Raw genomic sequence first — 26716 nt, forward strand, 5'->3', positions numbered from 1 at the left:
CCTGTGGGAGCGGGTTCACCCGCGAAGAGGCCAGCGGATCAGTTGATGATCTCGACCATATCCACATCCACCTCCCGGCTCATCAGGTGCTTCTCCACCTCACCGGTCAGCTTGACCTTGGTCTTGTCGTTGAACGGCGTCGGTGGCAAGTCTTCATCATCGATTTCCACGGTGATGGTGCCGGTGTTGTCCTTGAACTCGTACTTGTCGTCGTTGTTGATCTTCTTGGTCACGAAGCCTTGCAGCACCACTGGAGTGTCGTCGGCAGCATCGTTGGCCGCAGCTACGGTGGTGACCGACTGGGCGCCAGGGCCGGTGTAGCCGGCAGCCAGGGCGGCAGTGCTGAACAAGGGGGCAAGAATCATCGCAATGTAACGTGCTTTCATGAGGATCAGGTCCTGTTTCGGTTTCGATGGGACCAGATTAACGACGATCGCTGAATTAAAACTTAATGAACAAAAAGCCCGACACATGGCCGGGCTTCGTGTTCAGCGATCGACTCACTGATGGTACTGCGCCGACAGCTCATGCACGGCGTTGATGAACACGCCGGCGTGCTCTGGGTCGACTTCCGGTGTGATGCCGTGGCCGAGGTTGAACACATGGCCTGTGCCGTGGCCATAGCTGGCCAGGATGCGCGCCACTTCCTTGCGGATGGCCTCGGGCTTGGCGTACAGCACGGTCGGGTCCATGTTGCCCTGCAGCGCAACCTTGTCACCCACGCGGCGGCGGGCATCGCCGATCTCGCAGGTCCAGTCCAGGCCCAGCGCGTCGGCGCCGGCTTCAGCGATGCTTTCCAGCCACAGGCCGCCGTTCTTGGTGAACAGGATCACCGGCACCTTGCGCCCTTCGTGCTCGCGAATCAGGCCGCTGACGATCTTGCGCATGTAGGCCAGGGAGAACTCCTGGTAAGCGGCCGCCGACAGGTTGCCGCCCCAGGTGTCGAAAATCTGCACGGCCTGGGCACCAGCGAGGATCTGGCCGTTGAGGTAGCTGGTGACCGACTGGGCCAGCTTGTCCAGCAGCAGGTGCAGGGCCTGCGGATTGTCGTAGGCCATGGCCTTGGTCTTGCGGAAGTCCTTCGACGAGCCGCCTTCGACCATGTAGGTGGCCAGGGTCCACGGGCTGCCGGAGAAGCCGATCAGCGGCACGCGGCCGTTGAGCTCACGGCGGATGGTGCTGACCGCGTCCATCACGTAGCCGAGGTCTTTCTGCGGGTCGGGGATTGGCAGCGCCTCGATGTCAGCCGGGGTGCTGACGACTTTCTTGAAGCGCGGGCCTTCGCCGCTTTCGAAGTACAGGCCCAGGCCCATGGCATCGGGGATGGTGAGGATGTCCGAGAACAGGATCGCCGCGTCCAGCGGGTAGCGGTCCAGCGGCTGCAGGGTGACCTCGCAGGCGAACTGCGGGTTCATGCACAGGCTCATGAAGTCACCGGCCTTGGCGCGGCTGGCGCGGTACTCCGGCAGGTAGCGGCCGGCCTGGCGCATCATCCACACCGGGGTGACGTCTACGGGTTGCTTGAGAAGTGCACGCAGGAAACGATCGTTCTTCAGGGCAGTCATGTCGGCATCCGGAAAAATAGTGCGGGCATTTTCTCAGACGCCAGCGCAAAAGGCACGGTCAAGGCCATGCGTTTTGTCTATTGGATGCCATGGATCAAGGGTTTTTGTATACAAAAATGCCGTTGGGGCTGCTTTGCAGCCCGTCGCGACACAAGGCCGCTCCTACAGGAAGTACGCGATCCCCTGTAGGAGCGGCCTTGTGTCGCGATGGGCCGCGAAGCGGCCCCGACAATCAATCAGACTTCCAGGTAGTCCAGAATGCCTTCAGCAGCAGTACGCCCTTCGAAGATAGCCGTCACCACCAGGTCCGACCCACGCACCATGTCGCCACCGGCAAACACTTTCGGGTTGCTGGTCTGGTGCTTGAACTTGCCTTTCTCCGGTGCAACCACGCGGCCCTGGCTGTCCAGTTGGATGCCATGCTGCTCGAACCAAGGCGCCGGGCTTGGGCGGAAGCCGAAGGCGATGACCACGGCATCGGCCGGCAGAATCTCTTCAGACCCCGGGATCGGTTCCGGGCTGCGGCGGCCACGGGCGTCCGGTTCGCCGAGACGGGTCTCGACCACCTTCACGCCTTCGACCTTGTCCTCGCCGACAATGGCGATAGGCTGGCGGTTGTAGAGGAACTTCACGCCCTCTTCCTTGGCGTTCTTCACCTCACGACGCGAACCCGGCATGTTGGCCTCGTCACGGCGATAGGCGCAGGTCACCGATTTGGCGCCCTGGCGGATCGAGGTGCGGTTGCAGTCCATCGCGGTGTCACCACCGCCCAGTACCACCACCTTCTTGCCCTGCATGTCGACGAAGTCTTCCGGCGACTTCTCGAAGCCCAGGTTGCGGTTGACGTTGGCGATCAGGAAGTCGAGCGCGTCATGCACGCCCGGCAGGTCCTCGCCCGGGAAGCCGCCCTTCATGTAGGTGTAGGTACCCATGCCCATGAATACCGCGTCGTACTCGGCGAGCAGTTGCTCCATGGTCACGTCCTTGCCCACCTCGGTGTTCAGGCGGAACTCGATGCCCATGCCGGTGAACACTTCACGGCGGTTGCTGAGCACGGTCTTTTCCAGCTTGAACTCGGGAATACCGAAGGTCAGCAGGCCGCCGATTTCCGGGTTGCGGTCGAACACCACCGGGGTCACGCCGGCACGTACCAATACGTCGGCACAGCCCAGGCCGGCCGGGCCGGCACCGATGATGGCAACGCGCTTGCCGGTTGGCTTGACCTTGGACATGTCCGGGCGCCAGCCCATGGCGAAGGCGGTGTCGGTGATGTACTTCTCCACCGAGCCGATGGTCACCGCACCGAAGCCGTCGTTCAGGGTGCAGGCACCCTCGCACAGGCGGTCCTGCGGGCATACGCGGCCGCACACTTCCGGCAGGGTATTGGTCTGGTGCGACAGCTCCGCCGCAGCCAGGATGTTGCCTTCGGAAACCAGCTTCAGCCAGTTGGGGATGAAGTTGTGTACCGGGCACTTCCATTCGCAATACGGGTTACCGCAGCCCAGGCAGCGGTGTGCCTGCTCCACGGACTGCTGCGGCTTGAACGGCTCGTAGATTTCCACGAACTCCTTCTTGCGCTGGCGCAGCAGCTTTTTCTTCGGGTCCTTGCGGCCCACTTCGATGAACTGGAAGTCGTTGTTCAGACGTTCAGCCATTTTTCAAAACCTCTTTACCGCAGTTGCCAGCCTCAGGCTGCAAGCTGCAAGACGATCACTTGAGCACGACGGGCCCCGCGCACGGGGCCGTCACTTGCAGCTGTTGTTACTGCGGGTTGGCACGGGTGCTGGACAGCAGTTGCTTCAGGTTGGCTGCCTTCGGCTTGACCAGCCAGAAGCGCCGCACGTAGTCGTCCAGGTTCTCCGAGAGCTCACGCCCCCACTCGCTGCCGGTCTCTTCCACGTACTCGGCAAGGACCCGCGCCAGGTGGCTGCGGTAGGCCTCCATCGCTTCACCACTGATACGCTGGATTTCCACCAGCTCATGGTTGAGCTTGTCAACGAAGGTATTGTCCATGTCGAGCACGTAGGCGAAGCCGCCAGTCATGCCAGAACCGAAGTTGTAACCGGTCTTGCCCAGCACACAAACAAAGCCGCCGGTCATGTATTCACAGCAGTGATCGCCAGTGCCCTCGACAACAGCGTGGGCGCCGGAGTTACGTACAGCGAAGCGCTCGCCAGCAGTACCGGCGGCGAACAACTTGCCGCCGGTGGCGCCGTACAGGCAGGTGTTGCCGACGATGGCGCTGTGCTGGGTTTCGAACGGGCTGCCGGCTGGCGGCACGATGGTGACCTTGCCACCGGTCATGCCCTTGCCGACGTAGTCGTTGGCATCGCCTTCCAGGTGCAGGTTCAGGCCACCAGCGTTCCACACGCCGAAGCTCTGGCCCGCAGTGCCCTTGAAGCGGAAGGTGATCGGTGCCGCGGCCATGCCCTGGTTGCCGTGCAGGCGGGCGATTTCACCCGAGACCCGCGCACCGATGGAGCGGTCGCAGTTGCAGATGTCGAGGCTGAACTCGCCACCGGCCTGGTCGCGGATGGCCGGCATGGCCATTTCCACCATCTTCTCGGCCAGCTCGCCCTGGTCGAACGGCGGGTTCTTGTCGACTTCGCAGAACTGCGGCTTGTCAGCCGGGATGTGCGAGCTGCCCAGCAGCGGCGTCAGGTCCAGGTACTGCTGGCGCTCGGTGTCGCCTGGCAGCACGTCGAGCAGGTCGGTACGGCCGATCAGCTCGCCGAGGCTGCGTACGCCCAGCTTGGCCAGCCACTCACGGGTTTCTTCGGCGACGAAGGTGAAGAAGTTGATCACCATGTCGACGGTGCCGATGTAGTGATCCTTGCGCAGCTTGTCGTTCTGGGTGGCCACGCCGGTAGCGCAGTTGTTCAGGTGGCAGATGCGCAGGTACTTGCAGCCCAGTGCGATCATCGGCGCGGTACCGAAGCCGAAGCTTTCGGCGCCGAGGATGGCTGCCTTGATCACGTCCAGGCCAGTCTTCAGGCCACCGTCGGTCTGTACCCGTACCTTGCCGCGCAGGTCGTTGCCGCGCAGGGTCTGGTGGGTCTCGGCCAGGCCCAGCTCCCATGGGGCGCCGGCGTACTTGATCGAGGTCAGCGGCGAAGCACCGGTACCACCGTCGTAGCCGGAGATGGTGATCAGGTCGGCATAGGCCTTGGCCACACCGGCGGCGATGGTGCCGACGCCGGCTTCTGCCACCAGCTTGACCGAAACCAGGGCCTGCGGGTTGACCTGCTTGAGGTCGTAGATCAGCTGGGCCAGGTCTTCGATCGAGTAGATGTCGTGGTGCGGCGGTGGCGAGATCAGGGTCACGCCCGGTACCGCGTAACGCAGCTTGGCGATCAGGCCGTTGACCTTGCCGCCTGGCAGCTGGCCGCCTTCACCGGGCTTGGCGCCCTGGGCAACCTTGATCTGCAACACTTCGGCGTTGACCAGGTACTCCGGGGTCACGCCAAAGCGGCCGGTGGCCACCTGCTTGATCTTCGAGCTCTTGATGGTGCCGTAGCGCGCCGGGTCTTCACCGCCCTCGCCAGAGTTGGAACGCGCGCCCAGGCGGTTCATCGCCTCGGCCAGCGCTTCGTGAGCCTCCGGCGACAGTGCACCCAGCGAAATACCGGCGGAGTCGAAGCGTTTGAGGATCGCCTCCAGCGGCTCGATCTGCTCCAGCGGCAGCGGCTGGTCAGCCACTTTCACCTTCAGCAGGTCGCGGATCATCGACACCGGACGCTGGTCGACCAGCGTGGTGTATTCCTTGAACTTGGCATAGTCGCCCTGCTGCACGGCAGCCTGCAGGGTGTTGACCACATCCGGGTTGTAGGCGTGGTACTCGCCACCGTGAACGAACTTCAACAGGCCGCCTTGCTGGATCGGCTTGCGCGCGCTCCAGGCTTCGGCTGCCAGCAGCTTCTGGTCGCTTTCCAGGTCTGCGAAACGCGCACCCTTGATGCGGCTGGAAACGCCCTTGAAGCTCAGGCCGACCACTTCCTCGGACAGGCCGATGGCTTCGAACAACTGCGCGCCACGGTACGAGGCGATGGTGGAGATACCCATCTTCGACAGGATCTTCAGCAGGCCCTTGGAGATGCCCTTGCGGTAGTACTTGAAGACTTCGTCCAGGTCGCCCAGCACTTCGCCGGTACGAATCAGGTCAGCCAGCACTTCATAGGCCAGGTACGGGTAAACGGCCGAGGCACCGAAGCCCAGCAGCACGGCGAAGTGGTGCGGGTCGCGGGCGGTGGCGGTTTCCACCAGGATGTTGCTGTCGCAACGCAGGCCCTGTTCGGTCAGGCGGTGGTGTACCGCACCAACGGCCAGCGAGGCGTGCACCGGCAGCTTGCCAGGGGCAATGTAGCGGTCGCTCAGCACCAGCTGGGTCTTGCCAGCGCGCACTGCTTCTTCAGCCTGGTCGGCAATGTTGCGGATGGCCGCTTCCAGGCCGACGCTCTCTTCATAGTTGAGGTCGATCAGCTGGCGGTCGAAACCTTCGCGCTCCAGGTTCATCAGCGAACGCCACTTGGCGGGCGAGATGACCGGCGAGCTGAGGATTACCCGCGAAGCGTGCTCGGGGGATTCCTGGAAGATGTTGCGTTCGGCGCCCAGGCAGATTTCCAGGGACATGACGATCGCTTCGCGCAGCGGGTCGATCGGCGGGTTGGTCACCTGGGCGAACTGCTGGCGGAAGAAGTCGTACGGCGAACGCACGCGCTGCGACAGAACGGCCATCGGCGTGTCGTCACCCATCGAGCCGACTGCTTCCTGGCCCTGCTCGCCGAGCGGGCGCAGGACCTGGTCACGCTCTTCGAAGGTGACCTGGAACATCTTCATGTACTGCTTGAGCTGGTCGGCGTCGTAGCTGGCCACGCCCTGGTCATCGGTCAGCGTCGCCTGGATGCGCGTGGCGTGCTGACGCAGCCAGCGCTTGTACGGGTGGCGCGACTTCAGGCGGTTGTCGATGGCGTCGGTGTCGAGGATCTGGCCGGTTTCGGTGTCCACGGCGAAGATCTGGCCTGGGCCAACGCGGCCCTTGGCGATGACGTCCTCGGGCTTGTAGTCCCATACGCCGATTTCCGACGCCAGGGTGATGTAGCCGTTCTTGGTGGTCACCCAGCGCGCCGGGCGCAGGCCGTTACGGTCGAGCAGGCACACCGCATGGCGGCCTTCGGTCATTACGATACCGGCCGGGCCATCCCACGGCTCCATGTGCATGGAGTTGTATTCGTAGAAGGCGCGCAGGTCGGCGTCCATGGTCTCGACGTTCTGCCAGGCTGGCGGTACCAGCATGCGCACGCCACGGAACAGGTCGATGCCACCAGTGACCATCAGCTCCAGCATGTTGTCCATGCTAGAGGAGTCGGAGCCGACGCGGTTGACCAGCGGGCCGAGCTCCTCGAGGTCGGGGATCAGGTCGTTGGCGAACTTGGTGCGACGGGCCATGGCCCAGTTGCGGTTGCCGGTGATGGTGTTGATCTCGCCGTTGTGGGCGAGGAAGCGGAACGGCTGCGCCAGCGGCCATTTCGGCAGGGTGTTGGTGGAGAAGCGCTGGTGGAACACGCAGATCGCGGTTTGCAGGCGCTCGTCACCCAGGTCCGGGTAGAAGGCCGCGAGATCGCGCGGCATCATCAGGCCTTTGTAGATGATGGTCTTGTGCGAGAAGCTGCAGATGTAGTGGTCGGCGTCGTGGGCGTTGGCCACGGAGGAACGGCGACGGGCACTGAACAGCTTGATGGCGAATTCCTGGTCGCTCAGGCCTTCACCGCCGATGAACACCTGCTCGATCTGTGGCAGGCGCTCAAGGGCCAGGCGGCCGAGCACGCTGGTATCGATCGGCACCTTGCGCCAGCCGACCAGTTTCAGGCCAGCAGCGAGGATTTCGCGGTCCATGTTGGCGCGGGCGGCTTCCGCTTTGACCGGGTCCTGGTTGAAAAACACCATGCCGACAGCGTACTGCTTGGGCAGCTCGACGGCGAAGTGCTCCTGGGCCACGGCACGCAGGAATTGATCGGGCTTCTGCATGAGCAGACCGCAACCGTCACCGGTCTTGCCGTCGGCGTTGATACCGCCGCGGTGGGTCATGCAGGTCAGTGCCTGCATGGCGGTTTGCAGAAGGTGGTGGCTCGGTTCGCCCGTCATATGGGCGATCAGGCCAAAACCACAGTTGTCCTTGAATTCTTCGGGATGGTACAGACCTGTTTTCATAGACACATTCTCACCAGGTTCACCTCTCAACGGAGGTAAATCTCTTTTTTAACAACCACTTACCATCCACGCCGATCAAACGCCAGCTTTTTTGCGGTGGCCATGGAAAACCATTGTTGCACAGCGACAGCGATGCTCACAAATTTTCATGTCTCACCATTGAAAATTTATGTCGCAATTTTGAATGTTTTTGCGCCATGCGCCGTGATAGCGGCTTGGCTCGAGTCTGAAGCGTTTCAGCCATGACTGCAAGTAAGGCTTGTGGCCGGCAGTCTGGGACAGAAAAGCCTGCCGCGTGACAACGCAGCAGGCTAGTCGAAAGTCAGTAATCGCTCAGCAACTGGGCGGCGGGGTGGTGCCGCCCGGAAGGTATCAGCGGGCCGAGGCCAGCTCTTGTTGGACGCTGGCGACGGTACGTGGCCAAGGTTTACCAGCCTGGACCTTCGCTGGCAAGTTCTTGATTGCCGCAACCGCTGCGTCGCGGTTGGCGAAGTTGCCGTAAGTGACTACGTACAGCGGCTTGCCCTGCAGGTTTTTCTTGAAGTAGCGATAGTCGCCACCTTGAGCCTTAACGAACGCCTGAGCCGAAGCCTCGGAGCTGGTACCCAGGATCTGCACCACGTAATTGCCCGGTTTCTGCCCGGCGTACCAGCCGCTGTTGCCGCTGCCACCGGCTGCCGGCTTCTCGACAGGCTTGGCGGCCGGCTTGGCCACGGCGACCTGGGTCGGTGCTGGGGCAGGCTTGGCAGGCGCAACCGGCTTGGCAGGTTGGGTTGCGACAGGTTTTGGCGCAGGCGCAACCGGCTGCGGCTGCGTCTGTACTGGCTGGGCAGGTACCGGTGCCGGGCCCGCTGGCACACCTTGCGGCGGCGCGATGGTGGTCACGGTTGGCGGCGGGTTGCCTGGCTGCAGGGCGGTATCACCGGCCGGGCTGCCCTCTTCACCCTCGCCCATGCCCGCGGCCTGGGCCAGTGGCTCGCGCATCACCGGCTGCGACTGGCCAACCAGCGGCAGCGGCATCGGCTGGGACGAACCCGAGAACTCGATGGCGGGATTGCCACCATTGGCCTGGCCCTCGCCAAGCGGCAGCTGGGCCTGGGCGGCCGGCGCTTCGGCAGGTGCCTTGTCACCTTTCTTCGGCATCAACACCGCGGCCGCAACGGCGACCACAACCACAGCGGACAGCGCGAGCACATGTTTTTTAGGCATCTTGAACCCCATGGATGGTCGCTTGGCCGTCGAGCGGCTGGCGATCATGGCTTCGATCAAAGTGTCACGGGCGACCTGGTTGATGTTGCCAGGCCAGCCGTCGGAGTTTTCATGGATATCGACGATCTGTTCACGGCTGAACACCTCGATGCCCCGGCCAGCACCTTCCAGGCGCTGCTCCAGGTACTCGCGGGTTTCTTCTTCACTGTAGGGGGCGAGTTCGATGATGTGGAAGCGTTCTTCCTCGATATTGATCTCGTCCAGCCCGGCAATCAGCGACGGCTCACCGAACAGGAACACGTGCGGGCGCCCTTCCGGTACACCCGCCGCCAATTCCAGCAACGCTTGGAGTGCCGACTCGTCGAGTTGTTCCGCATCGTCCACCAGCAAATACACTTCCTGGCCGGTCAGTGCCAGTTGCACCACCTTGGCCAGGATCGCCTGCATTTCGGCCTCGGCCACATCCAGGTTCTGTGCAACCTGGCCGAGTACGCTGGCGGCATCGCTGGCGCCACGGGCGGACACCACCACGCTCTGCACCGCCTGCTTGTTGGTACTGGCCACCAGGGCCTGGCGCAGCAGGGTCTTGCCACTGCCCAGCGGGCCGGTGACAACCAGCATCAGCTGGCTGTAGCGCGCCAGGTGATGCAGCTGGCCGAGCACGGGCTTGCGCTGGGCCGGGAAAAACTTGAAGCCGGGCACACGGGGCGCGAACGGATCATGGCTCAACTGGTAATGGTCGAGAAAGGCCTCATCGGCATGCAAACTGGTCATTGCGCTGTCACAACCTCAAAGCTGGGCCACGATCGCGCGGTAATCCGCCGACAACGTGGCCTGTAGAATCTCTTTCGGATAGTCGTCGGTCACCACGGCCTCGCCCATCTGGCGCAGCAGCACCAGACGCAGGCGGCCGTCGAGCACTTTCTTGTCGACCGCCATGTGCTCCATGAAATGCGCCGGGGTCATCTCCTGTGGTGGCACCACCGGCAAGCCTGCGTCCTGCAACAGGCGGATTCCGCGATCGCGCTCGGCCTGGTCGATCCAGCCAAGGCGCATGGACATCTCCAGAGCCATCACCGTGCCCGCCGCCACGGCTTCGCCGTGCAGCCACACGCCGTAACCCATGTGGGTCTCGATAGCATGCCCGAAGGTGTGCCCCAGGTTCAGCGTGGCGCGCACGCCAGACTCGCGCTCGTCGGCACCCACCACCGCGGCCTTGGCCGCGCAGGAGCGGCGGATGGCTTCGGTCAGCGCCACCGGGTCGAGGGCACGCAGTGCCTGCATATTGTCCTCGAGCCAGGCGAGGAACGGTTTGTCGCAGATCAGTCCGTACTTGATCACTTCGGCAAGGCCTGCGGACAGCTCGCGCGATGGCAGGGTCTTGAGGCTGGTGGTGTCGATCAGCACCGCATTGGGCTGGTAGAAGGCACCGACCATGTTCTTGCCCAACGGGTGGTTGATGCCGGTCTTGCCGCCGACCGAGGAGTCGACCTGGGACAGCAAAGTGGTCGGCACCTGGATGAAGTCGACGCCGCGCTGGTAGCAGGCGGCAGCGAAGCCGGCCATGTCACCGATCACGCCGCCGCCCAGGGCAACCACGGTGGTGCGGCGGTCGTGCCGTGCTGTCAGCAGGCCATCGAAGATCAGCTGCAGGGTTTCCCAGTTCTTGTGGGCTTCGCCATCGGGCAATACCACCGGCAGCACCGAATAGGCCCCCAGGGTCTTGCTCAGGCGTTCGAGATACAGGGGCGCGACGGTCTCGTTGGAAACAATGGCAACCTGCCGCCCGGCAATGTGCGGCGCCAGCAGCTCAGGCTGGTCCAGCAGGCCTTCGCCAATGTAGATCGGGTAGCTACGCTCGCCCAGGTCGACCTTTAGTGTCTGCATGTATCCCCACAATGTACTTGTGCGCGGCGCCGCTCGGGCACCTACGCGGTTACGTTGAACCTCGCCTCGGCGCTGGTGGCCGAGAATAGTCCCGGGCTAACGGGGCGGCAACTGCTGCAAGCGCTCGAGAATATCGATCACCACCATGCGTGGCGGCCGCTCGTCGGTTTCTACCACCAGGTCGGCGATCTCGCGGTAGAGCGGGTCGCGGGCTTCCAGCAGGGCGCGCAAGGTCGCCTCGGGATTGGCGGTGCGCAAAAGGGGGCGATTGCGATCACGCGCGGTGCGACCAACCTGCTGTTCGACCGAAGCATGCAGATAGATCACCCGGCCACCCTGATGCAGGGCCTTGCGGTTGGCTTCGCGCATTACCGCGCCACCGCCGGTCGCCAAGACCACGCCGTCGAGTGCGCACAGCTCGGCGATCATCGCCTGCTCGCGGTCACGGAAACCCGGCTCGCCTTCCTTGTCGAAAATCCACGGGATGTTGGCGCCGCATCGCAGTTCGATTTCCTTGTCGGAATCCTTGAACAGCAGGCGCAGCTCTTTGGCCAATAGGCGTCCGATGGTGCTTTTACCAGCACCCATGGGCCCCACAAGTATCAAATTTCGCACAGAATCAACGACTCACAGCAATCGCCTGGTCACTCATGATACGCGGAGTCAGGAAGACCAGCAGCTCGGATTTTTTCTCTTGTAATGCATCGCGTCGAAACAGCCGCCCAACATACGGCAGATCGCCGAAAAATGGCACCTTGTCGACCACATTGTTTTGCGAAGTCGAGTACACGCCACCGATCACGATCGTTTCTCCGTCCGTCACGCGAACCTTGGCATTGACCTCGTTCTTGCGGATCGGCGGTACGTTGTTCAGGGCATTGACGTAATCCGGCTCGTCCTTGGTCACCCTGACGGTCATGATCACCTTGTTGTCCGGAGTGATCTGCGGGGTCACTTCCAGCGACAACGAGGCTTCGCGGAATGCTACCGAGGTGGCGCCGCTCTTGCTGGTTTCCTGGTACGGCACCTCGGTGCCTTTGAGGATCCTGGCCGTTTCCTTGTCGGCCGTGACCACCTTGGGCTGCGAGATGATTTCGCCGTTGCCGCTCTTTTCCATGGCACTGAGTTCCAGGTCGAGCAGCACATCGCCACGCAACAGGCCCAGACCGATGCTACCGCCCACCCGCTCCACCCCGAGATCGACGAACAGATCCTTGCCCGGGCGCGGGCTCTCGACATACAGCGGCCCACCCCAGCGCACCCCCAGGCTTTTCTCGTAATCGACGTTGGCCTCGACGATACGTGCCTCGATCGCCACCTGACGCACCGGCACATCCAGCTGCGCCACCAGTTGCCTCAGCTCGGCAAGGCGGTCTGCCGGCTGGTGCACCACCAGCGTATTGGTGCGCTCATCGACACTGAGGCTGCCCCGACTGGTGAGGATGCCGTCATCCGCCAGGCTCGCCAGCAGCAGCTCTGCCAGATCGGCGGCCTTGGCGTGATGAATGGGCAACAGCTCCCGACGCAATGGCTGCAACTGTGCATCCAGCGCCTGGCCCACATGGGCATCGACAGACTGCGCGGCAAACTCCGCTGCGGGCGCCACCAGCAGCACATTGCCCTCCTGTCGCCGGGCCAAGCCCTTGGTGCGCAGCACCAGATCCAGCGCCTGGTCCCATGGAACATCCTCAAGGCGCAAAGTGACGCTACCCTGCACGGCATCGCTGGCAACCAGGTTGACACCGGCATAGTCAGCCAGCACCTGCAGCACCGAGCGCACTTCCACATCCTGGAAGTTCAGCGACAGTGGTTCACCCTGATAAGGCATTGCCGACGCCAGCGGGAACGGCAGCAGGGCTGCCAGCATCCATTTCATCAATCTTTTCATCGTCATCCGGGGCCTCCTTGCCCAGGTGCTTTGCCAGCGTGATGAACGCCGTGCGTTCATGCCACCCCCCGGCCATGAACAGCCGTTCGCGTACTTCGACCTGGGATTGATCAACTCTCGCCACCACCCCCTGGTCACGCCCGACCCGGTCCCCAGGGCGTACGCGATAGAGCCTGCCCGCCGCCATCAGCAGTGCTTCGTGTTCCGCTCCACGTGACAGGCTGCCGACCATCTCCAGTTGCGCCAAAGGCACGCCGGCCAACCCGCTGGCCGACAATCGCGTCGCTCCAGGCGCAAACGGGTCGACTGCGGGCGCTGCCGTCACGCCCCTGGCTGGCATGCGCGCTAGCATCGCAGGCTGCGGCACTGGCGCCAGCGCCTGATAGGCATCAACCCGCAACTGCAGGCGCAGCAGCCCAGGCTTGCCATCTGCTGGAGCCAGTTGCAGGTCACCACTACGCAAAACACGCGCCTGGCCCAACCAGTCACCCAGCCACTGGCGCAATGCCGCGTATCGCCCCACCACCTGTAGCTCCAGCGGCACCTGGCGGAAACCGGCCTGCTGTTCGTCTTCATGAACGTCGAAGCGCTCGATCAGCAAGCCATGCGCGTGCCCCGAAGCCGCCAGACGTTCGAGAAGGTCACTCATGCCCTCACCAGCCGCCAGGTGCCAGTGCGCCTCGCGCAAGCGTTGCTCGGCGATGGTTACCGACGCGTGGAGTTGCTCCAACTCGGCCAGTTGCACCGCGCCGGCTGAATGCTGTTCGTGCAACTCGGCGTGCCGAGCCTCCTCCTGCGCCTGCTGTTGCAGCGCTGCAGGCAGACGTATGGCACAGCCCAGGCCGAACAACGCCAAGGCCACCAGCACTGGCGCCAGCTGCCTGAAGCGGCTGGAGCTCTCGGCCATGGCCAGCCAGCCGAGCACCTGCGCAGCATTCACGACCAGAACGCCGAAACGCGCGCCCCCAGCAGGAATTCATCGCCGCCTGGCAGGCTCCTGATGCGCTTGAGCTCCAGACCAACCAGCGCACTCGAGCGGCTCAGGTCACGCATGAACTGCGCGACCACGGCACCTGACTTGGCCAGCCCGGTCATCTGCAAATTGCCATCTTCCAGGCTGAGGTCGAGCAGTTGCACACCCACCGGCAACGCCCGCTCGAGGTCAGCGAACACCCCGGCCAGCACATCCTGATGGGCGCGCAGTGCTTCCAGCGCCGCCGCGCGTGCCAGCAGCGCCTCATGCTGCGCATGCACATCGGCCAGCGGCTGCAACTGCTCGCCCAACACTTCAAGGGCTGCCTGGTGCCGGGTATTGGCCAGCGCCTGCTGCTCCCCGCGCTGGCGGGCCAGCTGGTCGACCAACATCACGCCACACAGGGCCAGTAGAGCGCCGGCGACCAGTTGCCTGCGGAAAGACCGCAACGCCGCTTGGCGCTGCCGTTCGCGCCAGGGCAGAAGGTTCAGCCGCATCATCGACGCAATCCTCCGAGAGCCAGGGCGCAAGCCAGAATCATCGCACCATCGACGTGCTCCAGGCGCGCCAGGTCAGGCACCAGGCGACACGGAAGGTTCAGCTGGGAGCCGAGGCTTTGCAACTGGCCCGCTTCGACCGGAGAACAGCTGGCAATCAACAGGCATTCCGGCAAAGGCTCACCGGCAAGCAAGGCCAGCAGGCGCTCTGGCAGCGCCCCGGTTATCGTCGACAGCCCCAGGCTCAGCTCACGCCGTTGCTGAGGCTGCCCCGAATGCCAGCCATAAAGGATGGTGCTGTGCGCCTCGATACGCAGCAACGCCGAGCTCTGGTGCCGGCCCTGCGGCAGCATGCGCCCCAAGGCAATGCTGTCGACCTCCACGGCCTCCAGTTGCAACCCTGCCTCCTCGACGATGCCTTCAAGTGGCGCCAGTGCGCTCTGCCGACATGCCGCCACCATCACCTCGGCGCAGCCTGGCTGGACGCGAGAACCGCCCAGGACCTGAAAATCCAGGGCCAGGTCTTCCAGCGGAAATGGAAACAGCCGTTCGGCGTCAGCCAGCAGCTGCGCCTCCACTTCTGCACCGCCCTGTTCCACTGGCAGGTGGCACAGCTTGCATATCACCTGGTTACCCGGCAGTGCCAGCGCGACCCGGCGCTGTTTGAGGCCGCTGCGCCTGTAGGCGCGCCTCAAGGCAGCCGCCACGGCGCCAGGCTCTGCCGCCCAATCACTGCCAGCCAATGATTCGAACGGCTCTTGTACCGAGGCAAGCACCCGGCAGCGCCGGTTACGCCGCTGCAGTTGCACAATCCGAACGGAGTCAGGGGCAATTTCCACCCCCACAAGTGAACCGGCATCCTTGCCGAAGCGTCCTAGCATCGTGGCATCCTTGTTGTCTGTCGCCGCCATCCTTCGCGGCTACCTGCCCCAACCCCGCGTCAGCACTAGGCCGCGCCTGCCCATCGAGGCGACGGGCAGCCTGGCCGGTAACCCGGAGAGGCGAAAAAATGCTTATAATGCCCAGCGTTTTTTGGTCCGCCGGACCTGCGTGCAATCCACTCCCAACCTGGACACCGAAAAGCCTTGATACGTCTGCTGAAGTTCTTCTGGTGGTCTTCCGTCGCAGTCATCTGCGCGCTCGTACTCGGTGTGAGCGGTGCGTTTCTGTATCTTAGCCCCAACCTGCCCTCGGTCGAGTCGCTCAGAAGCATCCAGTTGCAGATCCCCCTCAGGGTGTACAGCAGCGACGGCAAGCTGATTGCCGAGTTCGGCGAAATGCGTCGCTCACCGATCCGCTTCGAGGAAATTCCCCCACAATTCATCCAGGCGCTTCTGTCGGCCGAGGACGACAACTTCCTCAATCACTACGGTGTCGACCCCAGCAGCCTGATGCGCGCCGCGACCCAGTTGGTGAAAACCGGCCATATCCAGACCGGCGGCAGTACCATCACCATGCAGGTGGCGAAGAACTTCTTCCTCACCAGCGAGCGCAGCTTCTCGCGCAAGACCAACGAAATCCTGCTGGCCCTGCAGATCGAGCGTGAGCTGACCAAGGACGAGATCCTCGAGCTGTACGTGAACAAGATCTACCTGGGCAACCGCGCCTACGGTATCGATGCCGCCGCGCAGGTGTACTACGGCAAGTCGATCCGCGACGTGAGCCTGGCGCAGATGGCGATGATCGCCGGCCTGCCCAAGGCACCCTCGCGCTTCAACCCGCTGGCCAACCCCGTACGCGCCAAAGAGCGCCGCGACTGGATCCTTGGCCGCATGTACAAGCTGGGCAAGATCGACGAAGCCAGTTACCAGGCGGCCCTGGCCGAGCCGCTCAACGCCAGCTACCACGTGCCCACGCCTGAAGTGAATGCGCCTTACATCGCCGAAATGGCCCGCGCCGAAATGGTCGGTCGCTACGGCAGCGACGCCTACACCGAAGGCTTCCGCGTCACTACCACGGTGCCCAGCGACATGCAGGAAATGGCCAACAAGGCCATCCTCAACGGTCTCTCCGACTACGATGAGCGCCACGGCTACCGCGGGCCCGAAGCACGTTTCCCGGGCCGCACCCAGGCAGCCTGGCTGCAGGAACTGGGCAAGCAGCGCAGCCTCGGTGGCCTGGAGCCGGTCATCGTCACCCAGGTCGAAAAAACCGGCCTCAAGGTGCTGACCCGCAGCGGCCAGGAAGAGCAGGTGGCCTGGGACACCATGAAATGGGCGCGCCCGTTCATCAACAGCAACTCCCAGGGCCGTGCGCCGCAGTCACCGGCAGATGTGGCCCAGGTTGGCGACCTGGTGCGCGTGCAGCGCCTCGAGGATGGCAAGTTCAAGTTCAGCCAGGTACCTGGCGCGCAGAGTGCGCTGGTCACCCTCGACCCTTACAACGGCGCCATCCGCGCCCTGGTCGGCGGTTTCTCGTTCGAGCAGAGCAACTACAACCGCGCCATGCAGGCCAAGCGTCAGCCGGGCTCGAGCTTCAAGCCGTTCATCTACAGCGCCGCACTGGACAGTGGCTACACCGCATCCAGCCTGGTCAACGATGCACCAATCGTGTTCGTCGACGAGTACCTGGACAAAGTCTGGCGACCGAAGAACGACACCAATACCTTCCTTGGTCCGATCCGCATGCGCGAAGCGCTGTACAAGTCGCGCAACCTGGTGTCGATCCGCCTGCTGCAGGCCATGGGCGTGGACCGCACCATCGACTACATCGCCAAGTTCGGCTTCAACAAGCAGGACCTGCCACGCAACCTGTCGCTGGCACTGGGCACCGCCACCCTGACCCCTATGGAAATCGCCACAGGCTGGAGTACTTTTGCCAACGGCGGGTACAAGATCACCCCGTACCTGATCGAACGCATCGAAAGCCGCAGCGGCGAGACGCTGTTCACCGCCAACCCGGCTCGGGTACCGCAAGGTGCCGAGGACCAGGCGGGTGTGGCCGCGCCCGAACAGCCGATCAGCACAACCGCCATGCCTGGCGAGGCACCCGCTGCCTTCAGCCAGGTGGCTTCTGCACCGCAGGCGCCGGCCGTGGCCGAGCGTATCATCGACGGTCGCACCACCTACATCCTCACCAGCATGCTGCAGGACGTGATCAAGCGCGGCACCGGACGCCGGGCGCTGGCCCTGGGCCGCACCGATCTGGCAGGCAAGACCGGTACTACCAACGAGTCCAAGGACGCCTGGTTCTCCGGCTACAACGCCGACTACGTGACCACCGTGTGGGTCGGCTTCGATCAGCCCGAAACCCTTGGACGCCGCGAGTACGGCGGCACGGCGGCACTGCCGATCTGGATGAGCTTCATGGGCGCGGCACTCAAGGACAAGCCTGCGCATGCGCCGGCAGAACCGGAAGGCATCCTCAGCCTGCGCGTCGACCCGGTCAGCGGCCGTGCCGCTTCGCCGAGCACGCCGAATGCCTACTTCGAGCTGTTCAAGGCCGAGGACTCGCCGCCGTCGGTGGACGAACTGGGCACTGGCGCAGCACCGGGCAGCCCGCTGCCGGCGGATGAAGCGGCGCCGATGGATCTGTTCTGACCAGATGTAAAGCCGGGGGCGCTTTGCGCCCCTATCGCGACACAAGGCCGCTCCCACAGGAAACGCCTAGCCCCTGTGGGAGCGGCCTTGTGTCGCGATGGGCTGCAAAGCAGCCCCAGAATCCGACAGGCAACCAAAAATAGCAGCATGGCGCACCGCCAAACAAAAAGCCCCGGCTCATACGAGCCGGGGCTTTTTGTGTCGCCAGGCAGCAATCAGCCTTTGAACACGTCATCCACGCTGGTCAGCGGGTAGTGCTTCGGATACGGCAGGGTTGCCACGCCGGATTCGATGGCGGCCTTGGCCACAGCGTCGGAAACGACGGTGATCAGACGTGCGTCCAACGGCTTCGGAATGATGTACTCACGACCAAATTCCAGAGCCTGTACGCCGTAGGCGTCGCACACTTCCTTCGGCACTGGCAGCTTGGCCAGATCTTTCAGGGCGATGGCGGCGGCGATTTTCATTTCTTCGTTGATGCGCTTGGCGCGAACGTCCAGGGCACCACGGAAGATGAACGGGAAGCCCAGTACGTTGTTGACCTGGTTCGGGTAGTCGGAACGACCGGTAGCCATGATCACGTCGCTGCGAGTGGCATGCGCCAGCTCTGGCGAGATTTCCGGGTCCGGGTTCGAGCAGGCGAACACGATCGGGTTGGCAGCCATCGACTTCAGGCCTTCGGCGCTCAGCAGGTTCGGGCCAGACAGGCCTACGAACACGTCGGCACCGTCGAGTGCGTCAGCCAGGGTGCGCTTGTCGGTGGCGTGGGCGAACTGCGCCTTGTACTGGTTCAGGTCGTCACGGCCAGCGTGGATCACGCCGCTGCGGTCGATCATGTAGATGTTTTCGACCTTGGCACCCATGCTTACCAGCAGCTTCATGCAGGAGATGGCGGCAGCGCCGGCACCCAGGCAGACGATCTTGGCGTCCTCCAGCTTCTTGCCGGCGATTTCCAGGGCGTTGATCATGCCGGCCGCGGTCACGATGGCGGTACCGTGCTGGTCATCGTGGAATACCGGGATGTCGCACTGTTCGATCAGGGTGCGCTCGATTTCAAAGCACTCAGGCGCCTTGATGTCTTCGAGGTTGATGCCACCGAAGGTGATCGAGATGCGGCGAACGGTGTCGATGAACGCCTGCGGGCTTTCCGATTCCACTTCGATGTCGAACACGTCGATACCGGCGAAACGCTTGAACAGAACACCCTTGCCTTCCATGACCGGCTTGGAAGCCAGTGGGCCGAGGTCACCCAGACCGAGGATGGCGGTGCCATCGGAAATCACCGCAACCAGGTTGCCTTTGCCGGTGTATTTGTAAGCCAGCTCTGGATCACGGCCGATTTCACGCACGGGCTCAGCAACACCTGGGCTGTAGGCCAGGGCGAGGTCACGGGCGGTGGCTGTGGGCTTGGAGAGTTCGACGCTCAGTTTCCCCGGACGAGGTTGAGCGTGATATTCGAGAGCGGCGGTTTTCAGGTCTGACATGGTGGGCATTCCGCTATTTACTGTTCTGACGGACCGCCGAGGATACGCAAAGAGCCGGGGAGCCACAAGACTGGTCGGTCACTTGTGTCAAGGCCTTTAGCCTACGACTTTACGCTATAACCCACGGGGCATACGCCTAACAGTGTGTACAATCCAATAGCGAAATGTCTACATCTTTTAGCCTGAAATGCGCTCCAACATGCTTGGATCGGTCAACGGCAACAGCCAGCGTCGCTGCCCGGGCTTGAGGCCGCCCTTGCGGGAACGATCCAGCACCCAGCCACGCGCCTCGACCTGGCGTCCCTTGAGGTTATCGAAGAAGCTGGCGGGGAAGTTGCGCTGCAGACGAGCGGGAACCTGCAGCACCACCGCACCGTCCAGGTTCAGCCAGACCCCGCCACGGTTGCGCTCCACGCCTTCGATGCGGCCCGCAATGACCGCGAATCCCGACTGCCGGACATCCCCTGCACGCACCACCGGCGAACGACGCCACAGCCCGGAGCCAGCCTTGCGCGCAGCCTGCTCGGCAAGCTGCTGGCAAGCGCTGAGGCGCACATTGGGGGCAACCGCGACGCGATAGCCCAAGCCCTCGCTGAGCAGCTGTGCTTCGATATTGTCGCCATTGCGGCCGTAGATATGCGCCAGCGTGCGGCCGTATTTGTCCTTGGACTCGACGCCCGGCTCCAGCCCGATACGCCCATCGCTGGCTTTGACCAAGGCCTGCAAACGCTGCCTGGCAGCCTCGGCATAGGGCTCGCTGGAGCGCCCGTTACGGCCGATTTCCGGGGCATTGATGCCGATCAATCGCACGCTGCGGCCATCGACCAGGCGCAAGGTATCGCCATCGACCACCTGGCGCACCGCCACCTGCTGAGGGCTGCCTGGTAGCGGGCAGAACGCCAGGGCCGGGAAATGCCAGATGACGCCCATAAAAAAGGCGCCCACAAGGGGCGCCTTTTTTTGCAGCAATGCGAAACCCGAGGGGTTCGCCATGCGCATGATTACTTCTTGGTACCGAACATACCGAAGCGATCGGCGAACTTCTGTACGCGACCACCGGTGTCCAGGACTTTCTGCTTACCGGTGTAGAACGGGTGGCACAGGTTGCAAACGTCGATCGCCAGGGTGCTGCCCAGGGTCGAACGGGTTTCAAACTTGTTGCCGCAGCTGCAGGTGACTGCAACTACTTCGTAGTTCGGATGAATATCTGCTTTCATGGTCACTTCCTCGAGCTGCGTGCCGCCACCCAACACCAATTGTTGAATACCGCACGTAATTAGGCGGCGAATAATACCAGAGCATCACGCCAACGCAAGTTGTCGCTTGCACCGACCGTCGTCTGCTAGGCTCGCCAGTCTTTGAAACGCCCTCCGAGACTTTCCGCGTGTCCGACGTCATCCTGCGCCTTGCCCTGCCCTCCCCGCTGCGTCGCCTGTTCGACTACAAGGCGCCGGCAAGCATGGCGCGCCAGGCCTTGACTCCGGGCATGCGCATTCGCGTGCCATTCGGCCGCCGCGAAATGATCGGCGTGCTGGTGGAGGTGTGCGAGCAGAGCGAAGTGCCCGCCGACAAGCTCAAGCCGGCCAGCGCCCTGCTCGACCCGGTATCACCGATCCCGCCGTCGCTGTTCAAGTTGTGCTTGTGGACCGCCCAGTACTACCAGCACAGCCTGGGTGACACCCTGAGCTGGGCCTTGCCGACCCTGCTGCGCCAGGGCGAACCCTCCGAGATGCGTCAGGAGCGCTTCTGGCACGTCGCCCCCGGCGCCCGCCTGGAAGACCCGCGCATCGCCCGCGCACCGCGCCAGCGCGATGCCCTCAAGACCCTGGCCCAGCACCCGCACGGCGTGGCCCATAGCCTCCTGGCCAAGCTCAATCTGAACAAGGACAGCCTGGACCTGCTGCTGGCCAAGGACCTGGTGCAGATCGAGGTCCGCCGCCATCTGCCGGCACTGCGCCACGAACACTGGCTGGCACAGCCGGAACTACCGCTCAACGAAGAGCAACGCGATGCCTTCGACGCCGTGCGCGAAGGCTTTGGCGGCTTTGGCGCCTTCCTGCTGGCCGGTGTCACCGGCAGCGGCAAGACCGAGGTGTACCTGCAACTGATCCGCGAAACACTGGAAGCCGGCAAGCAGGCCCTGGTACTGATCCCGGAGATCAACCTCGGCCCGCAGACCCTGGCCCGCTTCGAGCAGCGCTTCAACGCCCGCATCGCCCTGCTGCATTCGGCGGTGAACGACCGCGAACGCCTGGATGCCTGGCTGGCAGCCCGGGACGGCGAGGCCGACATCATCATCGGCACCCGCTCGGCACTGTTCACGCCGATGAAGAACCCCGGCCTGATCATCATCGACGAGGAGCACGACGGCTCCTATAAACAGCAGGAAGGCCTGCGCTACCACGCCCGCGACCTGGCACTGGTGCGCGCCCACCAGGAAAACGTCCCGATCCTGCTCGGTTCCGCCACGCCATCGCTGGAAACCCTGCACAATGCCCTGACCGGTCGCTACCGCCTGTTGCGCATGAACCAGCGCGCCGGCGGTGCCCGCCCGCCACGCATGCTGCGCCTGGATGTGAAGAGCCTGCCGCTGGACAGCGGTATCAGCGGCCCACTGCAGCAGGCCATACGCCAAACCCTGGAGGCAGGCCAGCAAGTGCTGGTATTCCTCAATCGCCGCGGTTTCGCCCCGACCTTGCTGTGCCATGATTGCGGCTGGCTGTCCGAATGCCCACGCTGCGATGCACGCATGACCGTGCACCAGCGCTCCGGCGTGCTGCGCTGCCACCATTGCGGCTATGACGAGCGCCTGCCGCAGCAGTGCCCGCAGTGCAACCATGTTGACCTGCGCCCGGTCGGCGCCGGCACCGAGCGTGCCGAGGAGCGCCTGAAAGTGCTGTTCCCGGATTACCCGATCCTGCGTGTGGACCGCGACAGCACCGCGCGCAAGGACGCCATGCACAACCTGTTCAGCACCATCCAGCGCGGCCAGCCGAGCATCCTCGTCGGCACCCAGATGCTCGCCAAGGGCCATCACTTCCCGCGGGTGACCCTGGTGGCCATCCTCGATGCCGATGGCGGGCTGTTCTCCGGCGACTTCCGTGCCAGCGAACGCATGGCACAGTTGATCGTGCAGGTCGCCGGGCGGGCCGGGCGGGCCGAAGAGCCCGGCAAGGTCATCATCCAGACCCACCTGGCCGACCATCCACTGCTGGTGCAGCTTACCGAGCAGGGCTACTTCGCCTTCGCCGAGCAGGCCCTGGACGAACGCCGCGCCGCCGGGCTGCCGCCTTACTCGCACCTGGCGCTGCTACGCGCCGAAGCGCACAAGCCCGGGCAGGCCGAAGGTTTCCTCGACGAGGCCTGCGCCGCCGCCGAGCGCCTGGTGGCCGAACAGCGCCTACCTGGCATCGAGCTGCTGGGGCCGGTGCCAGCACCGATGGAGCGCCGCGCCGGGCGCTTCCGCGCACAACTGTTGATACAGGCCAATACGCGGGCGCCTTTGCATCGACTGATCAGCGCCTGGTTGCTAGTGTTGGAGCAGATGCCGAGCGGGCGCCAGGTGCGGTGGTCGCTGGATGTCGACCCGGTAGACCTTTATTGATCCTGCGGGCTGCTTTGCAGCCCCAAAGGTTGGCAACCCGCCCCCAGCCACGGATAATGCCCAGTTTTTCCACCTGCGCATCCAAGCGCTCCACCGCGCTTGCGGTCGAAAAGAGATCCCCATGAAAGACACCATTCGCCAGCTGATCCAGCAAGCCCTCACCCAACTCGTCACCGACGGTGTGCTGCCTGAAGGGCTGTCGCCGGCGATCCAGGTGGAAAACGCCCGGGACAAGACCCACGGCGACTTCGCCAGCAACATCGCCATGATGCTGGCCAAGCCGGCCGGCATGAAGCCGCGCGACCTGGCCGAGAAACTGATCAATGCCCTGCCGGCCAGCGCCGACATCAGCAAGGTCGAAATCGCCGGCCCCGGCTTCCTCAACTTCTTCCAGAACACCGACGCCCTGGCCAACCGCCTGGATGCCGCACTGGCCGACGCCCACCTGGGCGCGCGCAAGGCCGGCCCTGCGCAAAAGGTTGTGATCGACATGTCGGCACCCAACCTGGCCAAGGAGATGCACGTCGGCCACCTGCGTTCGACCATCATCGGTGACAGCGTGGCGCGCGTGCTGGAGTTCCTCGGCGATGACGTGATCCGCCAGAACCACGTGGGCGACTGGGGCACCCAGTTCGGCATGCTGCTGGCCTACCTGGAAGAAAACCCGATCACCAGCGACGAGCTGTCGGACCTGGAAAACTTCTACCGCGCCGCCAAGAAGCGCTTCGACGAATCCGAAGAGTTCGCCACCCGTGCCCGTGGCCTGGTGGTCAAGCTGCAGGCCGGCGACCCGGACTGCATGGCCCTGTGGACGCGCTTCAAGGACATTTCGCTGTCGCACTGCCAGAAGACCTACGAGCTGCTGAACGTCAAGCTGACCATGGCCGACGTGATGGGTGAAAGCGCCTACAACGACGACCTGGCCAACGTGGTCGCCGACCTCAAGGCCAAGGGGCTGCTGGTCGAAGACCAGGGCGCCCAGTGCGTGTTCCTCGACGAGTTCAAGAACAGCGAAGGCGAGCCACTGCCGGTGATCGTGCAGAAGGCCGACGGCGGCTACCTGTACGCCACCACCGACCTGGCCGCCGTGCGCTACCGCAGCAACGTCCTCAAGGCGGACCGCGCCCTGTACTTCGTCGACCAGCGCCAGGCCCTGCACTTCAACCAGGTGTTCGAAGTTGCACGCCGCGCAGGCTTCGTGGGCCACCCGATGCAGATGGAGCACATGGGCTTCGGCACCATGAACGGTGCCGACGGCCGCCCGTTCAAGACCCGTGACGGCGGTACCGTGAAGCTGATTGACCTGCTCACCGAGGCCAAGGAACGCGCCTACGCGCTGGTCAAGGAAAAGAACCCGAGCCTGGCCGACGAAGAACTGCGCCACATCGGTGAAGTGGTTGGCATCGGCGCTGTGAAGTACGCCGACCTGTCCAAGCACCGCACCAGCGACTACAGCTTCAACTTCGAGCTGATGCTCAACTTCGAAGGCAACACCGCGCCTTACCTGCTGTACGCCTACACCCGCGTGGCCGGCGTATTCCGCAAACTGGGCAAAGGCTTCGATGAAGTCGATGGCAACATTGTGCTGCAGGCTGCCCACGAGCAGGACCTGGCCGCGCGCCTGGCGCAGTTTGGCGAAATCCTCAACAACGTCGCCGACAAGGGTACGCCGCACGTGCTGTGCAGCTACCTGTACGACCTGGCCGGCCTGTTCTCCAGCTTCTACGAGAACTGCCCGATTCTTGCCGCCGAAACCCCGCAGCAGCAGCAGAGCCGCCTGCGCCTGGCGGCCCTGACCGGCCGCACCCTCAAGCAAGGTCTGGAACTGCTCGGCCTGGAAACCCTGGAGCGCATGTAAGTTGGCTGCCAAGAAAAAACCTGCACCCAAACGCGGCGCCAGCCGCCAGACGGCGCCGGCCAAGCAGCCGATTCCCGGTTGGGTATGGCTGGCGGTCGGCCTGACCGTAGGCGCGTTCATCGTGTTCCTGATGAAGCTCGAGCCTGGTGGCGAAGACATCAAGCGCACCAAGCCGGAGCAGCAGAAAGCGGACAAGGTGGCCGAAGCCGGCAAGTCGGCGCAGCCCACTCCGCAGCAGCCGGTGAAGCCGAAGTACGACTTCTACACGCTGCTGCCGGAGTCCGAGGTGATCGTACCGCCGGAGGCCGTACCAGAGAAGACGCCACCCGTCCCGGCCCAGCCGGTGACCCCGGTGACGCCAGCCGAAGCGGCAAAGATCGACACGGCGCGAGCCCAGGCAGCATTGATGGGCCAGACACCGCCACCGGCACCGCCAGTCATCAAGCCGGCGGCGACCACCCAGTTCTTCCTGCAGGCCGGCTCGTTCCGCAAGCAGGCCGATGCTGACAAGGTGCGCGCGCAGATCATCCTGCTGGGGCAGTCGGTAAAGGTAGAGTCGGGCACGGTCAAGGACGAAACCTGGTACCGCGTGCTGGTGGGGCCGTTCAGCAACCGCGAGCAGCTGACCGGGGCGCAGAAGCAACTGGCCGGGGCAGGCTTCAGCAACCTGCTGCTGCAACAGCGGCAGACCCGTCAGTAACCTGGAATTCGGGGGCGCTTTGCGCCCCCTGTGTCCTCAACCCCGCCCCGCATTCCGCTCGGAAACCTGGCTGTTCAGCGTCCAGAAGTCGTACAGCACCCCCACCAGAAACAGCCCGCCGGTAAAGAAGTAGATGATCGCGGTGATCCACTTGCCCTGATACAGCCGGTGCAGACCAAACACCCCGAGGAAGGTCAGCAGGATCCAGGCGATGTTGTAGTCAATGCGCCCGGACTGGAACCGGAGGTCGGCTTCACGGTCCATGGACGGGATCAGGAACAGGTCGATCAACCAGCCGATGCCCAGCAGGCCCAGGGTGAAGAACCAGATAGTGCCGGTTACGGGCTTGCCGTAATAGAAACGATGCGACCCGGTAAAGCCGAAAATCCATAGCAGGTAGCCAATGGTCTTGCTGTGGGTGTCGTGAAACGGCGCCCCCTGTTGATAACTGTTCATTCATAGCCCCCGTGGGTTATCCGAAAATTTTCTAAGAAAAAATGTGACTTTCTCGTCGCAGGCCGACGTACGGCACCTGGACAATCGACCAACGGATCAAAGATTGATCAAAAAGCTGTTATAAAGTTGCGCGCCCAACACATAACTATTCATAAGAGCTTCATCTATGCCGCCTTTACTCAAGACATGGCTGACCCTCTGCCTATTATTGCCCCTGGCCGCCCACGCCACCAATCGTGAGCAACGTCTTCCCAATGGTTTTACCGGCTACACCACCAATGCCTCGGTAAAACATGCACCGGTCAAGCAGACCGCAATGCGCACCCGTCCAAGCAATGCCGCCAACAGCCGCGGCGTGCCCGGTGTGCCAGTCGCGGCAATGTCGCCGAAGCAGAGCAGCGATGTGCTCAGCCGTGCGGTGAATGTGCTCGGCACCCCTTATGTCTGGGGCGGCAGCAGCCCGAAGAAAGGCTTCGACTGCAGCGGGCTGGTCAAATACGCCTTCAACGACGTCGCCGACGTCGACCTGCCGCGCACCTCCAATGCCATGGCCCAGGGCCACGGCGTCAAGGTAGCCAAGGGTGACCTGAAGCCAGGTGACCTGATCTTCTTCAACATCAAGAGCCGTCGGGTGAACCACGTTGCCATCTACCTGGGCAACGACCGCTTCATCCATGCTCCACGCCGTGGCAAGCGGGTAAGCATCGACACCCTGAGCAAGCCTTACTGGCAGAAGCATTACGTGGTGGCCAAGCGAGTGCTGCCGAAAGAACAGCAGCAACTGAGCCTGGCCAAGCGCTGATCTGATCGGCGCTCTCCTGTCCGGGCCTCTTCGCGGGTAAACCCGCT

20 protein-coding genes are annotated in these 26716 nt (G+C 63.5%); 5 read left to right on the forward strand and 15 right to left on the reverse strand.

Features of this window, described 5'->3' with window-relative positions:
* Positions 1–38: 38 nt before the first annotated feature.
* The 11 genes from QN085_RS24080 to pilM all read right to left on the reverse strand — a co-directional run bounded on the left by QN085_RS24080 (position 39) and on the right by pilM (position 15107).
* Positions 39–386: a YgiW/YdeI family stress tolerance OB fold protein gene (locus tag QN085_RS24080; RefSeq protein WP_003257844.1), complete on the reverse strand. Its 348-nt coding sequence runs from the start codon at positions 384–386 to the stop codon at positions 39–41.
* Positions 387–500: 114 nt separating this feature from the next.
* Positions 501–1565 (reverse strand): uroporphyrinogen decarboxylase, encoded by a 1065-nt coding sequence (gene hemE, locus QN085_RS24085; protein ID WP_013974598.1) that lies wholly within the window; start codon positions 1563–1565, stop codon positions 501–503.
* A 236-nt stretch (positions 1566–1801) separates the two neighbouring features.
* Entirely contained in the window at positions 1802–3220 is a 1419-nt protein-coding gene (locus QN085_RS24090; RefSeq protein WP_013974599.1) for a glutamate synthase small subunit GltD family protein, read from the reverse strand.
* Positions 3221–3326: 106 nt separating this feature from the next.
* Positions 3327–7772 (reverse strand): glutamate synthase large subunit, encoded by a 4446-nt coding sequence (gene gltB, locus QN085_RS24095; protein ID WP_013974600.1) that lies wholly within the window; start codon positions 7770–7772, stop codon positions 3327–3329.
* 372 nt (positions 7773–8144) lie between these two features.
* Positions 8145–9755, reverse strand: coding sequence for an SPOR domain-containing protein (locus QN085_RS24100; protein WP_013974601.1), 1611 nt, complete (start codon positions 9753–9755; stop codon positions 8145–8147).
* Positions 9756–9770: 15 nt separating this feature from the next.
* Positions 9771–10868, reverse strand: a complete 1098-nt coding sequence (aroB, locus tag QN085_RS24105) for a 3-dehydroquinate synthase (protein WP_013974602.1) — start codon at positions 10866–10868, stop codon at positions 9771–9773.
* 96 nt (positions 10869–10964) lie between these two features.
* A complete protein-coding gene (gene aroK, locus QN085_RS24110) occupies positions 10965–11483 on the reverse strand; it encodes a shikimate kinase AroK (protein ID WP_015272136.1) in 519 nt (172 codons plus the stop codon).
* Between the two features lie 4 nt (positions 11484–11487).
* Positions 11488–12756: a type IV pilus secretin PilQ gene (locus tag QN085_RS24115; protein ID WP_080563829.1), complete on the reverse strand. Its 1269-nt coding sequence runs from the start codon at positions 12754–12756 to the stop codon at positions 11488–11490.
* Complete coding sequence (locus tag QN085_RS24120) at positions 12680–13681, reverse strand: pilus assembly protein PilP (RefSeq protein WP_031325416.1); 1002 nt, start codon at positions 13679–13681, stop codon at positions 12680–12682. The genes QN085_RS24115 and QN085_RS24120 overlap by 77 nt, the downstream gene beginning before the upstream one ends.
* An 11-nt stretch (positions 13682–13692) precedes the next feature.
* Complete coding sequence (locus tag QN085_RS24125; RefSeq protein WP_023662590.1) at positions 13693–14229, reverse strand: PilN domain-containing protein; 537 nt, start codon at positions 14227–14229, stop codon at positions 13693–13695.
* Complete coding sequence (gene pilM / locus QN085_RS24130; RefSeq protein ID WP_024087852.1) at positions 14226–15107, reverse strand: type IV pilus biogenesis protein PilM; 882 nt, start codon at positions 15105–15107, stop codon at positions 14226–14228. Before pilM ends, QN085_RS24125 begins: the two co-directional genes overlap by 4 nt.
* A 207-nt stretch (positions 15108–15314) precedes the next feature.
* Here pilM and QN085_RS24135 point away from each other — a divergent pair, with 207 nt between their 5' ends.
* A complete protein-coding gene (locus QN085_RS24135) occupies positions 15315–17765 on the forward strand; it encodes a penicillin-binding protein 1A (RefSeq protein WP_397427740.1) in 2451 nt (816 codons plus the stop codon).
* 215 nt (positions 17766–17980) lie between these two features.
* Here the strand turns inward: QN085_RS24135 and QN085_RS24140 are convergent, their stop codons facing one another.
* The 3 genes from QN085_RS24140 to rpmE form a co-directional block, all read right to left on the reverse strand.
* Positions 17981–19249, reverse strand: a complete 1269-nt coding sequence (locus tag QN085_RS24140; RefSeq protein ID WP_024087853.1) for a malic enzyme-like NAD(P)-binding protein — start codon at positions 19247–19249, stop codon at positions 17981–17983.
* Between the two features lie 177 nt (positions 19250–19426).
* The gene (locus QN085_RS24145) at positions 19427–20248 is read right to left on the reverse strand and encodes a thermonuclease family protein (RefSeq protein ID WP_023662593.1); all 822 of its coding nucleotides are present in this window, start codon (positions 20246–20248) and stop codon (positions 19427–19429) included.
* Positions 20249–20250: 2 nt separating this feature from the next.
* Entirely contained in the window at positions 20251–20466 is a 216-nt protein-coding gene (gene rpmE / locus QN085_RS24150) for a 50S ribosomal protein L31 (RefSeq protein WP_003257833.1), read from the reverse strand.
* 167 nt (positions 20467–20633) lie between these two features.
* On the opposite strand from rpmE, the gene QN085_RS24155 reads away from it, so the two are divergent.
* From QN085_RS24155 to QN085_RS24165, 3 genes are all read left to right on the forward strand, one after another.
* Positions 20634–22853, forward strand: a complete 2220-nt coding sequence (locus QN085_RS24155; RefSeq protein WP_013974612.1) for a primosomal protein N' — start codon at positions 20634–20636, stop codon at positions 22851–22853.
* 121 nt (positions 22854–22974) lie between these two features.
* Positions 22975–24711, forward strand: coding sequence for an arginine--tRNA ligase (argS, locus tag QN085_RS24160; protein ID WP_013974613.1), 1737 nt, complete (start codon positions 22975–22977; stop codon positions 24709–24711).
* A gap of 1 nt (position 24712) precedes the next feature.
* The gene (locus QN085_RS24165) at positions 24713–25411 is read left to right on the forward strand and encodes an SPOR domain-containing protein (protein WP_003257831.1); all 699 of its coding nucleotides are present in this window, start codon (positions 24713–24715) and stop codon (positions 25409–25411) included.
* A gap of 36 nt (positions 25412–25447) precedes the next feature.
* Here the strand turns inward: QN085_RS24165 and QN085_RS24170 are convergent, their stop codons facing one another.
* Complete coding sequence (locus QN085_RS24170; protein ID WP_013974614.1) at positions 25448–25867, reverse strand: NINE protein; 420 nt, start codon at positions 25865–25867, stop codon at positions 25448–25450.
* Between the two features lie 166 nt (positions 25868–26033).
* On the opposite strand from QN085_RS24170, the gene QN085_RS24175 reads away from it, so the two are divergent.
* Positions 26034–26669, forward strand: coding sequence for a C40 family peptidase (locus tag QN085_RS24175; protein WP_013974615.1), 636 nt, complete (start codon positions 26034–26036; stop codon positions 26667–26669).
* Positions 26670–26716: the final 47 nt, after the last annotated feature.

Origin of the sequence: Pseudomonas sp. M2(2023), from assembly GCF_030263955.1 — a bacterium.
Lineage (GTDB): Bacteria > Pseudomonadota > Gammaproteobacteria > Pseudomonadales > Pseudomonadaceae > Aquipseudomonas > Aquipseudomonas asiatica.